At 64.8% G+C, this 13,411-nt stretch carries 14 protein-coding genes; 5 read left to right on the top strand and 9 right to left on the bottom strand.

Annotated features, from left to right (window positions below):
* Positions 1-36: 36 nt before the first annotated feature.
* The 4 genes from PDMSB3_RS26215 to PDMSB3_RS26200 form a co-directional block, all read right to left on the bottom strand.
* The gene (locus tag PDMSB3_RS26215; RefSeq protein WP_035516574.1) at positions 37-366 is read right to left on the bottom strand and encodes a hypothetical protein; all 330 of its coding nucleotides are present in this window, start codon (positions 364-366) and stop codon (positions 37-39) included.
* Positions 367-716: 350 nt separating this feature from the next.
* Positions 717-968 carry a hypothetical protein gene (locus PDMSB3_RS26210; RefSeq protein ID WP_007176935.1) on the bottom strand — a complete coding sequence of 84 codons (252 nt, stop codon included), beginning with the start codon at positions 966-968 and terminating at the stop codon, positions 717-719.
* Between the two features lie 65 nt (positions 969-1,033).
* A complete protein-coding gene (locus PDMSB3_RS26205) occupies positions 1,034-1,690 on the bottom strand; it encodes a C39 family peptidase (RefSeq protein WP_165188179.1) in 657 nt (218 codons plus the stop codon).
* A 35-nt stretch (positions 1,691-1,725) separates the two neighbouring features.
* Complete coding sequence (locus tag PDMSB3_RS26200; RefSeq protein WP_007176933.1) at positions 1,726-3,066, bottom strand: NAD(P)/FAD-dependent oxidoreductase; 1,341 nt, start codon at positions 3,064-3,066, stop codon at positions 1,726-1,728.
* A 98-nt stretch (positions 3,067-3,164) separates the two neighbouring features.
* Here PDMSB3_RS26200 and PDMSB3_RS26195 point away from each other — a divergent pair, with 98 nt between their 5' ends.
* Both PDMSB3_RS26195 and PDMSB3_RS26190 read left to right on the top strand, forming a co-directional pair.
* The gene (locus tag PDMSB3_RS26195; RefSeq protein ID WP_157187693.1) at positions 3,165-3,302 is read left to right on the top strand and encodes a hypothetical protein; all 138 of its coding nucleotides are present in this window, start codon (positions 3,165-3,167) and stop codon (positions 3,300-3,302) included.
* Between the two features lie 334 nt (positions 3,303-3,636).
* The gene (locus PDMSB3_RS26190; RefSeq protein ID WP_165188177.1) at positions 3,637-4,491 is read left to right on the top strand and encodes a helix-turn-helix domain-containing protein; all 855 of its coding nucleotides are present in this window, start codon (positions 3,637-3,639) and stop codon (positions 4,489-4,491) included.
* 18 nt (positions 4,492-4,509) lie between these two features.
* Here the strand turns inward: PDMSB3_RS26190 and PDMSB3_RS26185 are convergent, their stop codons facing one another.
* Together PDMSB3_RS26185 and PDMSB3_RS26180 are read right to left on the bottom strand one after the other, a co-directional pair.
* Positions 4,510-6,351: a hybrid sensor histidine kinase/response regulator gene (locus tag PDMSB3_RS26185; RefSeq protein WP_035516569.1), complete on the bottom strand. Its 1,842-nt coding sequence runs from the start codon at positions 6,349-6,351 to the stop codon at positions 4,510-4,512.
* Complete coding sequence (locus PDMSB3_RS26180) at positions 6,321-6,851, bottom strand: molybdopterin-dependent oxidoreductase (RefSeq protein WP_007176930.1); 531 nt, start codon at positions 6,849-6,851, stop codon at positions 6,321-6,323. Before PDMSB3_RS26180 ends, PDMSB3_RS26185 begins: the two co-directional genes overlap by 31 nt.
* 230 nt (positions 6,852-7,081) lie before the next feature.
* On the opposite strand from PDMSB3_RS26180, the gene PDMSB3_RS26175 reads away from it, so the two are divergent.
* Positions 7,082-8,029 carry a phosphoribosyltransferase gene (locus PDMSB3_RS26175; protein WP_007176929.1) on the top strand — a complete coding sequence of 316 codons (948 nt, stop codon included), beginning with the start codon at positions 7,082-7,084 and terminating at the stop codon, positions 8,027-8,029.
* 29 nt (positions 8,030-8,058) lie between these two features.
* Here the strand turns inward: PDMSB3_RS26175 and PDMSB3_RS26170 are convergent, their stop codons facing one another.
* On the bottom strand, positions 8,059-9,771 hold the full coding sequence (locus PDMSB3_RS26170; protein WP_007176928.1) for an ATP-binding domain-containing protein: 1,713 nt from the start codon (positions 9,769-9,771) through the stop codon (positions 8,059-8,061).
* A gap of 215 nt (positions 9,772-9,986) precedes the next feature.
* On the opposite strand from PDMSB3_RS26170, the gene PDMSB3_RS26165 reads away from it, so the two are divergent.
* Both PDMSB3_RS26165 and PDMSB3_RS26160 read left to right on the top strand, forming a co-directional pair.
* Positions 9,987-10,613, top strand: coding sequence for a glutathione S-transferase family protein (locus tag PDMSB3_RS26165; RefSeq protein ID WP_007176927.1), 627 nt, complete (start codon positions 9,987-9,989; stop codon positions 10,611-10,613).
* A 157-nt stretch (positions 10,614-10,770) separates the two neighbouring features.
* The gene (locus PDMSB3_RS26160) at positions 10,771-11,337 is read left to right on the top strand and encodes a Fur family transcriptional regulator (RefSeq protein WP_007176926.1); all 567 of its coding nucleotides are present in this window, start codon (positions 10,771-10,773) and stop codon (positions 11,335-11,337) included.
* A gap of 167 nt (positions 11,338-11,504) precedes the next feature.
* Here the strand turns inward: PDMSB3_RS26160 and PDMSB3_RS26155 are convergent, their stop codons facing one another.
* Complete coding sequence (locus PDMSB3_RS26155) at positions 11,505-12,017, bottom strand: response regulator (RefSeq protein WP_007176925.1); 513 nt, start codon at positions 12,015-12,017, stop codon at positions 11,505-11,507.
* Positions 12,018-12,537: 520 nt separating this feature from the next.
* Complete coding sequence (locus tag PDMSB3_RS26150; RefSeq protein WP_007176924.1) at positions 12,538-13,338, bottom strand: TetR/AcrR family transcriptional regulator; 801 nt, start codon at positions 13,336-13,338, stop codon at positions 12,538-12,540.
* Between the last annotated feature and the right edge of the window lie 73 nt (positions 13,339-13,411).

Raw genomic sequence — 13,411 nt, 5'->3', positions numbered from 1 at the left:
GTTCCAGTGCTTGGCAAAAGGTTGAGTTGGAATTGACTAGCAGGCGACGCTCGCTTCGTTCGGCTGGCGCGACGACTGGATCAGCATCAGCAGATCGCCCGCCTCGATCGGAGACGGCTCGTCTTCGTAAAACGGGGGCACGCGCGACGCGCGCACCGGGCCGACCACTACCGCGCCTGGCCGCGCATTGCTCCAGCGGCCAACTTCCTGCGCCGTTGTGCGACGGTCGAGCAGGGCGACGCGGCCGCGCGCCGACAGCGGACAGTTGGTGAATGGGACAATGAGCCGCGTGCGGGCGCGCGGCGGCTGCCAGGGCGTGCGGACACGGCGCGGCAAACGCGCGCGCGATAGACGCGGCTCCGGCATGGGGCAGATCGGGCACGCGGCAGCTCCGGAGAATCTATGACAAGCGATTCTACGACGCCTGACGCGCGGTGGGGCCGGATCGCGGCAGAGCAGCGACGTGGCGGGAGGCAATGGGTGGTTCAGCCGTCGCCTAGGGCGCCGCCTGGAGGCGAGTCATGGGCGGCTTACGCGTAACGCCGTGAACAGATCAATGGCCTGGCCGACTGGCAGCCGGTCAGGGCCGGCATGCCGGCTTGGGGACGAATCGCAGGCTCCTTATGGTGGAAGTAGAGTCGTGCCGGCACCACCACCACAGCCTCGGGTAGACCCCTTCGTGGAAGCGGCCGAAGGCGAAGCCGACCACCTCGCCGTCATTGCGAAGTATCTTTGTCGCCGCCCTTCTTGCCGCCCTTGAACATGGCGCGGCACGCCGGGCTCAGTTCATCCACGTGCTGCTTCATGCACGCGGTGATCTTTTCTTTGTTGGGAATGTCAGCGGCGCAGAAATGCATGGCGTCGCCACGGCAGGCCTTGGTTTGCTCGTCGCGGCTGGCGGCGCTCACCGGGTCGGCAAAGCCAGTCACAACAAGGCTGGCGGCAAGCAGGAGGTAGACTCGATTCATGGCAGCTCCGGTATCGCAGAAGTCGGTGCAGGCTCCTCAGCAGAAAACGGGCCTGATCACTGCGTTCACCGAACGATCCCATCGCTCCTTGCCTGGGAGGCGATGCTGAGCGTCATGCCGCGCCCCGCGTAGAAACGCGTCATGGTTTCGAACGGCAGATACACATCCGCCTGATGCGGCGCAATGCCCGACGGATTGTGAAACCATACGCCGTCGCGATCGCGTCCGTGCAGCAGGACCAGATGGCCGCCCTGGCGCCGATTCGGCCGGTCGGGATAGCGGATCTCGGGGCTCACGGAGACGATTGCCAGCGTATCGGCGTTCAGCCGCGCGGCCATCTCTTCGAGCAACGCCTGCGGCAGCACGTCGACCTGCAAGCCGAATGCGCCGGCCACCCAATCGGCAAACGGCCGGTAGATCAAACCGTCGACACCGCCGTCCTCGCGCATGCGGTACGCGCCATGCCGTAGCGCTTCGTCGAGCAGGACGGCGCGCGGCGCGTGGCCGATGCGCCAGTAGTCGAGCGCGGATTCGAGGCAGGTCAGGCCGCACAGGCGTTTAGCCCAGAAGCGGTAACGCTCGGGGTTCATGAAGCCGCTACGCCGCCATTCAGGATCGTCGCAAGGGTCGCGGTGCTGCTCGACAATCGGGCCAACCCATTCGGGGCTGCCCCATTGCGTGTAGTACGGCACGCCGGCATGGCGCAAGATCGGCTGGTTCATTGGTCGCGCCTTAAGCGGATTGAGACGGGTGTTTTTTACAGCATGCTGCGAGGCCGTTGCATCGTGCCGTCGAAGAAACGCTGCAAGCGGAACGCCGACAGATCGAGCGACGCCTCGCCGCCATCGTTCAGTTCCGCGAGCAGTTTGCCGACAATCGGTCCCATCGCGAACCCGTGGCCGCAAAAGCCGGTCGCGATCGTCAGACCGCTGACCTGCGGTGGCGCGTCGATCACCGGAATGCCGTCGGGCAGCACGTCGATCAGACCGGCCCACGATTCGACCACCTGCGCGTCTTTCAACGCGGGAAACAGGGCGCGCAGTTTTTTCAGCGCATGCGGCGCGTGGCGCTCGTTCGGCTGCGGATGCGGATCGCGCGGATGCAGCACACGTTCGTTTTTCAGCACGCCGCCCGGCAAACGGTCGCGCAGATCGCGCAGACACGCACCGTTCAGATGGAAGCTGAATTTCTCGCGCTGCGCCCACAGCTCCGGCAGAAACCATTTGAGCGCACGGAAATGGCCGAGCGTCATATCGACGTCGACCTGCATGTCGTCGGCCAGATTGATTGCGCCGTTCGCGCGTTGCCGCACGCCCAGACCGTGCCCCCAGAACGTCGACGCGGTGATGCGCGGCAGCGGATTGGTGCGCATGCAGGTGCCGCGCACGGCCTGCTGCGGCAGTTCGAGCCCGAGCGTTTCGAGCAGACGCCAACTGCTCGCGCCGGCCGCGCAAATGAAGCGCGAAGTGCGCAGGGTGCCGCGCTCGGTGACCACGCCGGCAATCGCGCCGCCCGCGCGCTCGACGCCGATCACCCCGCAGCCTTCGAAAAACAGCGCGCCCGCCCCGGCCGCCCGCGCCGCGAAGGCGGCCGCGGCGCGGCGCGGCTCCGCCTGACCGTCGCTCGGGGTGTAGAGGCCGCCGAGCGCCGGGCCTTGCATGCCGGTCACGACCGTGTCGATCTGCCTGCGGTCGAGCGTGCGCGTATCGAGCCCGTGCTGGCGCGCGACGTCCATCCATTGCTGGAACGAGCTCCAGTCTTCTTCGCCGGTCGCCACGTAGAGACAGCCCCCCTGACGCCATTCGAGGTCGAAATTCAGCTCGCTTTCGAGTTTTTCCCACAGCTTGATGCCCGCCATCATCAGCGGCACTTCGGCGGCTTCACGGCCCTGCTGGCGCACGAATCCCCACGCCCGCGACGACTGCTGCCCGGCAATCCGCGATTTGTCGAGCACCACCACCGAGAGCCCGCGGCGCGCCAGATAGTAGGCGGCCGCGCAGCCCATGATGCCGGCGCCGGCAATCACCACGTCGGCATGTTTCGGGAACACCTGGTCAGCGGGCGTGAAGTTCGCGTGCAGCGGGTAAGTGGTGGTCATCGGACTGGCAGGTTTTAAGTGTGGGCATAATCTTCGCAGGCGGCCCGGCTGTTCGCAATGCCGTAGTGCTCGAGGCTGGCGCCGGCGTATGGAAGCGAATGATGCACCGTCTATTCGTCAGGCAGAGCGGGGGCCAACGGCTGATCGGCCGGACGCCCGGCTCGACCGAGCGGGTTTCGGCGAAAGCGCCCGAGCGGGCTTCGGCCAAGGTCGCCGAGCGGATTTTCAAGGCCTGAAGAGCATGGCGGCGAGGCTCGCCGCCATGCCCGCCGGCCAGGCATTCCGGGCCGTTCGCCACGCCAGAGATATTTCTCTGCCGATGCGGCGCGGTTTCATCGGTAAAATACGACTCATGCTAAATGCATAAAAAAATCGCCGAACCGGTCCGTTCCGACTCTTGCACCAACGGGCTTGGCGGCGATCAACAAAACTACAGACTGCGATACTTTTTACGGTACATTTGCTGTCCCCTGCGTAACCGCGTCAATGCGCATCGAATGTGCATGGCCGTGTCGCGCCTGTCGTATCGCACTCCCCAGTACCCTTTAAGACGGCGGATTCTCACGCAGTATGGCCAACGAAACACACTCACCTGACTCCATCGCAGTCGCCGAGCGCGTGCGCGAGTTGATGAGCCGGCACGGAATCGGCAAGCGCCAGCAGACCACGGAGCTGTGCCGTATTCTCGACCTGAGTTTTTCACAGGGGCACCGCAAGCTGCGCGGCAACAGCCCGTGGACCCTCTCGCAGATCAAGAAGGTTGCCGAGGTGTTCGGCGAGCCGGCCGCCCAGCTGTTCGGCGCGCAATCGCTCGATCCGGGCATGGTCGGCGCGATCGCCCAGGAAGCCGTGTTCTGCATCGGCGCAATCGAACTGGCCTGCACGGCCTGGGTCGGCGCCGCGCTCGAGGCGGGCAGCCGCCCCGAATTCGTCGCGTATTCCAGGCTCGGGCAATGGCGTGTGGCGCGTCATGACGGCACGCTTTACCAAAGCGCATACGAAGTTCACAAGATCGAGATCTATCCGCGCCGCGCCGAAACCGACAAGCCGACCATCGCCGTGGTCGACGACGATCAGGCGAGCGCCGACAACCTGCGCGACTATCTGGAGCGCAGCGGCTTCGCGGCGGTGGCGATCTATGGGCTGGCGGCCTTTGCCGAACAACTGCAAACCCAGGTGTTCGACGGTATCGTGATCGACTGGCTGTTCGGCTCGCAAACCTCGGCGGCCGCGATTCGCGCAGTGCGCGCCTCGGAAAACCCGGACGCGCCGATTTTCGTGCTGACCGGCGAATTGCTGACTGGCAAGGCCAGCGAATCGGAGATCAGCCAGGTGATCCGCAATTACGACGTCGCGTGCTATGAAAAGCCTGCGCGCATGGCGATTCTGGTGGCCGATCTGTCGAAGCGGTTGAACCGGCCGTAAGCAGCGGTCTTCTTCGCATCACACCGTGTGCCGCGAAGCCAGAGCCCGCTGCAACGCGCTGCGAAGTTCCTCGTAATGGACCGGCTTCAATAGCGCATCGAAAAAGGGCTGCTGCGAGCCGGCGCCGTCCTCCGTTCCCTCGTCCGGCGCATACGCGCTGACCACGATCACCGGCACGCCCGCGGACGGCCCGCCGCGCGCGGCGAAGTCCGCGAGAAACGTATAGCCGTCGCGCCCGGGCATATGCAGATCGAGCAACACCACGTCGCAGCGGCGCGCGTCGAGCCAGGCGAGGGCGTCGTCGGCATTGGCGACGGCGTGCGCATCGAAATCCATATACGCGACCATTTCGCTGAGCGACTCGCGAATCAGGCGGTTGTCGTCCACGATCAGCACGCACGGACGCGCACCGCCAGGCTCGGTGCGCGCCGCCACGTCCTGCGGCTGCGCGGCGGCGACCGGCGTGACCGGAATGGTGACGGTGAACGTCGTGCCCTCGCCCACCTTGCTCGCCACCTCGACGGTGCCGCCGAACAGTTTGACGAGCCCCTGCACGATCGTCAGCCCCATCCCAGCGCCTTCGAAGCGGCGCGTGCGCGATGCGTCCAGTTGGGTGAACTCCTGGAAGATGAGCGGAATCTGCGCATGCGGCACGCCCGGCCCCGTGTCGCTGACCACGAAGGTCAGCAGCGCCGGCCGCTGCCGCAACAGCACCCGCACGGTGCCGGTCTCGGTGTAACGGATCGCGTTGGTAACGAGGTTGTTGACGATCTGGCGAATCCGGTGCGGATCGGAATCGACCAGGCCGCCCACACCGCTCGCCTCGCTTTCGAGCCGCAGACCGCGCGCGGCGGCGGACATCGCATGTTCGTCGACGATCGACGCGAGCAGCTCGCGCGGCTCGAAATGTTCGTGACGCAATTCAAGCTTGCCGGCGCCGAGGCGCGCATAGTCGGTCAGGTCTTTCATCTGCGCTTCCAGATGCCGCGCCGCGGTTTCGAGCCGCTGGATCACCTTGCGGTCCGCCTCGGAGTGATAGTTGAAGCCCAGCAATTCGATCGACGACACGATGGCGTGCAACGGCGTGCGCAGCTCGTGACTGATCATGCCGAGAAACGCGTCCTTGGCGTGACTGGCCTCGCGCGCCGCGCGGCTCGCCTGGTGCTCGGCTTCGAGCGCCGCGTGTTGCTGACGCATCAGGCGCGTGCGGCGCCGCCCGTTCAATACAAGCAACAGCGTCGCCGCCGCCGACAGCAACAGCAGCAACAGACCGCCGGCGAACAGCATGCGGCGCTTGTCGATGAAATCGCGGTTCATCGCTTCGCGGTCGGCGACGTCGGCAAAGCGCCGGCTCAGCGCGAGATCGTTGACCTCGTTCCAGTGCTCGCGCAGTTGCGCGACGATCCGATTGGCCTCGCCGCGGTCCTTCGGCAACGCATCGACTTCAGGTCCGATACCGCCCAGCAACCGGTCGAGCGAATGGATTTCGTCCATTTGTCTTTGCAGCAGCGAGAGCTGCGTGGTCAGCCGGCGCGTCGAGCCCGCCATCACGTGGAGTTTCGATTGCAGCAACTGGTAACGCAGCATCAGCCGCTGATAGTCGTCGTCGCCGCCCGATTGATACAGCAGCAGCTGATTCTCGAAACGCGCGTACGCGATTTGCAACTGCGCGGCGTCCCAGTAGAAGCCGTCGTAGGAACCGGTCAACTGCTCGGTGGCGCGCGGGTTGAGCAGATTCGCGTACAACAGGTAGCCGATCGCGCCGGCCGGCGCCGCGAGCGCGGTCAGCCAGATCAGCACGTAGAGGACTCGGCGCCACGGACGGCGCACTATCTGACGATGAGGGCCTTGATCTGCCATACGAATTTCGAATCGCCCGAGGCGCCCGTGAGTTCATCGGGGAACGCATCGCGCGGGTAGATGAGGAACAGCGGCCCGAAGTCGCTGATCTTCAGACGCCGGCCGTTCATGCTGTATGCGACGATCACGCCATAACGATCGCCGTCCGACACCGGAATGGTGTACGTGTAGTCGTCGAGCGTGTGGATTTCGATCTGGCTGCCAGACGCACCGACCGTCTTCAGAATATCCGCCAGCAGCGGTCCTGTGAAGGTGGAGCGCGGCGTCCAGGTGGTCGCGGTCGTAATCGTATGGACCGGCAGTGCGAGCAGTTGAGCCTCGGTGAAATGGTACGTCTGGTGCGACGCATCGGTAGTCTTGCCGATCTTGCCGCGCACGTCGAGCGATAAAGGTGGAGGATCCGACTGGGCTAGCGCGCTCCATGCGGCCAGTGAGAGAACGAGGCCCGCGGCCCAGATTGCATGTTTCCTGCCATTCACCGCTGCGGTCAACTTGGTCATCTGCTTTTTTATTCCGTTGTCTATCTTGCTGTGGGTGGCCGGACAGTCCCCGGTCCGATCTGTCGCCGCGCCCGCCACCCGTTGCCCCCGACGCGATCTTTGAACCGCATGCATAATATCGCCAAAATTCTCTGTCTCAAAAACGAGGAGCCGCGGCCGCGCGAGCACCGCAAGCCGCTCCCGCGCCAGAGAAACTCGCCCCACACGCGCCACGCGCCGCCCAACGAGTCATGAACAAGCCGGTTTTGCCCCTGACGTACGAACAACTCGATCACTGGATCGAGTCGCTGCAACCCGCCTTGCTGGCCGAGCGCTTCACGATGGCGATCGGCATTCTGCGCGGCGGCGCGCCGCTCGCGCTGATGGTGTCGCACGCCGTCGGCACGCCGGTCGCGTTCCTGCGCTACGATCGCGAGGCGCGCACGGTCGCCTGGGATTCGACGCTGCCGATCCCGCCCGCGGGCTCGGTCGTGCTGCTGTGCGAGGACATCGCGGGGCGCGGTTTTACGCTGACGGATTGCATCGCGTTTCTTCAGCAGCAGGGCCTCGTGGTCAGGACGCTGACCGGCGCCGTGGACGACCTGAGCCGCACGCAACCCGACTACGCGATCGACGCGCGCGGCTACTTCGCCCTGTTTCCGTGGGAGCGCCAGGCCTACACCGAGCGTTATCGCGAAGACTGGGCGCGCGTCGAAGCCGGCAAGGCGCCCGCGATGGCGGACGATCACGAATACGCCACGTATGCGATCGACCTCGACGGCATTCTGCTGCCCGACGTGCCGCTCGCCCGCTATGACGAAGATCTGGCCGCCGCGCTCGCCGAGCGCGATGCCCTGCTGCCGTTCGACGTGCTGCCCGGCATCGACCTGCAGCAGGTCCGGACGATCATCACCGGCCGGCCGGAGATGGATCGCGCGCGCACCGAGGCGTGGCTCGCGCGGCACGGCTTCGGCCACCTGCAACTGACGATGCGCACGCCCGACACGCACGACGAAAGTCCCGCCGGCAGCGCCGCTCACAAGGCCACGGCCGCATTGCGCGGCGGCGTCACGCATTTCATCGAGAGCGATCCGGTGCAGGCGTTGCTGATCGCCCAGCAGGCACCGCTGCTGCGCGTGATCTGGTGGGACGCGCATACGCAAACCGGCATGCTGGTCGGCGCGCGTGCGTGGACCTGAGCGTCCGGGGTGTCTGAAGCGTCCGGGCCCTACGCTTCTTTCGCTTCCCTGATCTCCTTGCCGCCGCGCAAATGCAGATGCCGCGCGGCCCGCTGCGACGCGACGACAATCAGTTTCATCGTCGCGCGCGTGGCGCCGACGAACAGCTTGCGCGCGATGCGTTCGTCGAAGGTCTCGAAGTCGACCTCGGTGAAAATCACGCACGGCGCCGCCTGCCCCTTGAAGCGGTAGATCGACTCGAACAGCACGTCCCCTTCGCGGTACTCCGGGTTGCCGAACATATCGTACTTGCCCGTGAAACTGCGCAGCCGATGCGGCCCGAGGTGATCCAGCGCGGTCATCGCCGAGCCTTCGCGGCCGCGAAACGACAGCACGACGATGTCCTGCTTGCGAAAGCCGAGCGAGAGCGCCTGGGTGATCGCGCGCTTGGTCGCCTCGATGCTGCCTTCGGCTGCACTGGCTTCGTCGTACACGGAGAGCGAAATATCGGAGCCGTCGAACGGGCTGCCTGACGCGATCGCCGCGGCGACCGGCACCGGGGCGCCGACCACGTCGCGCACATAATCGAGAATGTCACGCGGGCTGCGATAGTTCGTGGTTTCCGTCAGCGTGGTCCAACCGGGCAGCGCGACCGGTTCACGCATATACAGATTCTGCAGCGGGTCTTCGAGCCACCACCACGCGGCGCCTGGACGTAACAGGCGCTCGAGTGCGGTGACCCACGGCTGCTGGAAATCCTGGCCTTCGTCCACGATCAGCACGTCGAATTGCCAGCGCGGACCGATCGGTGTTTCCGCAAAAATCGTTTCGAGCTGATCGAACGCCGCGAGGGAAGTCCCATTGGGCGACACGCCGCCCGCCTGGAAATCCGGCTCGCGGCCCGCGTCGCGCGCGATCCAGTCGCATAGCTGGTGATAGTTGGCCACCTTCGCTTCGGGCGGCGCGACGCGTGCGATGTGATCCGCCAACGGCCGGTTGAAGCACACGTATAACGGCTGCTGGCCGCGCGCCACCGCGTCTTTCATGACCTGCACCGCGAGTTGCGTCTTGCCCGAGCCGGCCGTGCCGATCACGCGCAGCCGGAACGGCGAGAATTCGAGCCGCCTTGCCCACGTCGCGAGACCGCCTGCCAGGCGCGTGACGAGCGTGCCCGCCTGCCCGAGCAGCGCGCTGGCGTCGGGCGTGAGCGCCAGCTCGTCGGCGAAAAAATGGTGGATTTTCGGCGCGCTGGCAAGGCGCGGCTCATCGGCCGGCAAGGCTTCGCGGATAATTGCCGCGAGCCGGTCCTTGCGCGTCGCGTCGACGATCCGGGCGGGACTCACGCCGGCAATCGCCGTGTCCTTGACGACGTGATCGGGGCAATACAGCAGTTCCTCGATGAAATACGTGCCCGCGCCGAACGCCGCGGTAAAGCGCCGGTGCAGACTTTCGACGGTGTGCGCGAGCGCGATCGCCACGTTGCGCTCGGTCTGCAGATAAACCTTGACCAGTCCCTTCGGCGTTTCGCGCAGGAAGCCGGTTTTCTGTTCGACGATCATCACGCGCCCGGCCGGGCTGACGATCACGAAATCCGCTTCGCCGAACACCGAGAAGTTCTGGTTCAGACGTGTCCAGTGCACGCCGTGATAGACGGTGTAGCCCTCGGGAAGCGCTTCTTCCAGCAACGCCAGCGTTTCGCGCTCGCGGGCCGCCGCGCCGGTGGCGGCAAGGCTTTTCCAGTCGTCGGGAACAATGCGGGCCATGCGTGCCTCGTCGTATTCGGATGGGCTCATTGTACGCAACGCGCACAATTGCCGAACCCCTGTAGCGGCGGCGCTTTCAGACATGCCGCCCGGCATGCCCGGCGCCGCCGGTTGCCGCCCGGCGGCGCGCAACATCACGCGCATCGTGTATCGTTACCGGTTGAACGCCGCGCGACGGGCGCGGCTTGCCAACTGTCAAGAAAAGGATTTACCGGATGATTACGATCTGGGGACGCACCAATTCGGTCAACGTCCAGAAAGTTTTGTGGTGCTGCGACGAACTGGTTCTGCCGTATGAACGGATCGACGCCGGCCTGCAATTCGGCCGCAACGACGAACCCGCCTATCTCGCGATGAACCCGACCGGCAAGATTCCGACGCTGGTCGACGACGACTTCGTGCTGTGGGAATCGAACTCGATTTTGCGCTATCTGGTGCTGCAATACGGGGAAGGCAGCCTGCTATATCCGTCTGAGCCGAAAGCGCGTGCCAGCATCGACCGCTGGCTCGATTGGTCGCTGTCTACGCTGCAACCCGCCGAGCGGCCCGTGTTCTGGGCGCTCGTGCGCACGCCCGCCCCCGCGCGCGACACCGCAAAACTGGCCAGCGACTTCAACGCCGTCGCCGTGCTGTGGCGCATGCTTGACACGCATCTGCAAGGGCGCTTCTTCCTCGAAGGTGAGAAGTTCACGCTGGCCGACATTGTGATCGGCGCCTACGCGAAACGCTGGTTCGGCGTGGATGGCGTCGAGCGTCCGCCGCTGCCGAATCTGGAGCGCTGGTATTCGCGCATTGCGACGCGTACGGGGTTCAAGAAGTATGTGGACTTTCCGCTGACCTGAACCATCGGGTTCGAGCCATCGGGCTGCGTATGCCCAAACGCCGGCCACTCGCTCTGCTGCCCTTGCTCCCGCTTTTTCGCGCAGCGCCATTGCGCCACGACGAACGAACGCACAGCGCGCCGGCACGGCGTGGCACGATGGCCTTTATAATCGTCGCATGAAGACCGCCAAGCCCGCCGCGACCACCGCAAAAGCCACCTCCGCTCACTCTCATGAGCCGGGGCACGCGCACGGTAATTCGCAGGAAGCCGCCCTGATACTCGCGGAAGAATATTGCCGCGAACGCGGCGAAAAACTCACGCCCATCCGCCGTAAAGTGCTCGAATTGCTGCTGAATTCCGGGCGCGCCACCAAAGCCTATTCGCTGCTCGACGAGATGCGCCAGATCCATCCCGGTTCGGCGCCGCCCACGGTTTATCGCGCGCTCGACTTTCTGCTGTCGGCAGGCCTCGTGCATCGGATCGAATCGATCAATGCATTCACCGTCTGCCACGATCTGACGCAATGTCAGCATGGCATTCTGGTGGTCTGCCAGCAGTGCGGCAACGTCACCGAATTGCACCAGCCCAAGCTGCGCCAGGCGCTTGTCACACAAATCGAAGACGCGGGCTACCGGCTCGCGAGCGACGAAATCGAATTGAAGGGATTGTGCTCTACGTGTCAGGCGGCGGAAGCGGCGGCGGCGGGCAAGGATGCGGCGCAGCCTGTTGCTGCCGTCAAATAGCGCGGCTGGCTGCGCCGTCAGCCACGGCTCGTGGAGCGCACCGGAATCGGTTCGCCGCCGAGACGGGCATCTGGAGGGCAAACGCTCCGCTTTCCGGCGGGAACGCGGCTACAACGGCGCTGCGGCACGCAATTCACCGACCACGTCCGCGAAGCCGCCCCGCTCTTTCAGCCCGCCGCGCGGGCGTCGATCGCGTCGTGCAGCAGCGTCACGAGATCCTCGGGCAAGGCCGGTTTCGTCATGAAGTGCTGGAAGCCTTCGCCGATACTTCGCAAGCGATAAGCTTCGTCCGTATGGCCAGTGAGCGCGACGGCGACCGATGGTGCGTGGTCGCCACGAATCTCGTGGTCGCGCAAGCGCTGGATCAGGTAGAAGCCGTCCATGGCGGGCAGTTCGAGGTCGCATACCACGGCGTCGGGCAACAACCGCAGCGCCGCCTCCACGCCCTCTTCCGCATCCGCCACCGCGACGACATTCGCGCCTTCCGCTTCGAGTAACAAGGTCAGCGATTCCCGGCTGTCCGGGTCGTCTTCTACGAGCACGATCGTGGCCTGATCGAGTCTCAATGCTGCAGTCATTTTCTGTTGTTGCTCTAAAAAACCGGTTAGGCCGTCAGACGTGGCCAACGTTTCACTCTGCTGTTTGCCGCCCATTTGCGCGGCTGCGATATTGCTGTTCATGGTCCGACTCGATTTCATGCGCAGAGTTGCAAGCAGGCCCGCGATTGTAAAACATGGCCTGAACGCCAACGCGTACGCACAGTAACGCGCCAAAATTGCACGCCGATGAAAAACCGGCCCTCGGCGCCACAGTCACGGCTCGCCGAGGCCGACTCCCGATCCGCCGCGACAGCTCGTGCAAACCCCAATTTGGCACGGCCTTTCCCGCCCGGCGTCTCATTTCACATTCCTGTTCGTTGCGATGCCGGCGAGGTCGCGTCATGCCGCCTGCATTCACGTTTCAATCCACCACTAGCATGCGGCGTGCCTCGCCAGATTCGGCGTCGGGCGGGACTGGTTGCGCGGTGCTGCCTGCTACTTGTTCGACGAAAGCGGCTTATTAGGTGTGGGAGCGGAGACGGACGCGGAGACAGAGAGACGACGGTGGTGGTGTCGACTGCCTATCACGCTTTGCGCCACATCTGCAGACTGCGCGAGTGGCGAGTGGCGTGACAGGTGACAGGTGACAGGTGACAGACAGTCAGCCTGCTTTCTTCGGACCAATCCCCTGCACCAGCAACGCCACCGCATGCCGGGCAATCTGCTCGCCGCCGATATTGCGACGTACGGGATCGTTGCACCACAGTTTGGACGTGGCCAGCGGCAAAATCGTCAGCCCTAGCAGCGTAACGAAGACGAGCGCCGGTTCCAGCCCCGCATTCAGCCGCCCCTCTTTCTGCCAGCGGGCAATGGCCGACAGCGACGCCTTCTGATGCGCGTCGCCGAAACGTTCGTGCATGCGCTGGCGCAGCAGGCCGCCATCGCTGATGACTTCGCGCACCCACAGCGACGGAAACCACGGGTGGTCGGTGGCCACCTGCACGAGCCGCCGCGTGAGCTGCGTGATCGCTGCCACGGGATCATCGGGATTCTCCTGGAACGGCACGCCTAGACCCGCGCGCAACGGAGCGAAACGCTCGTCGATCAACACATCGAGCAACTGATCGCGGGTTTTGAAGTAGTAATGCATCATTGCGGGCGTGAAACCGGCCTCGCGGGCGATCTCTCCAAGCGTGGTATCGACAATGCCCTGCCGCGCGAACAGGACGAGCGCCGCGTCGAGCAGACGGTTGCGCTGATCGGGTCCGCGCGCGGCGCCCGAAGGCCGGCCCGGCCGACGTGGCGGCGCGGCTGCCTTGAGATTCGCCGGCGCATCTGCCTGCGAATCTGTCTGAGTTTCAGCAGGCCGCCTGAGCGCCGCTCGCGGCTTGCGCCCTTTCACTCCAGCGATGTCTTTCGGCGGGCTTTTCACCGCTTGATCGTCGGACGGAATTCTTGCCATTGCACTCGATTTGACGGGTGACGCGATGTCGCATATATTAATCTCTAAATTAATTAATTTCAACGCCAGGCCG

Origin of the sequence: Paraburkholderia dioscoreae (assembly GCF_902459535.1) — a bacterium.
Classification (GTDB): domain Bacteria; phylum Pseudomonadota; class Gammaproteobacteria; order Burkholderiales; family Burkholderiaceae; genus Paraburkholderia; species Paraburkholderia dioscoreae.
The sequence above is the reverse complement of the archived record's forward strand: the minus strand, read 5'-3'. Positions and strand labels throughout refer to the sequence as shown.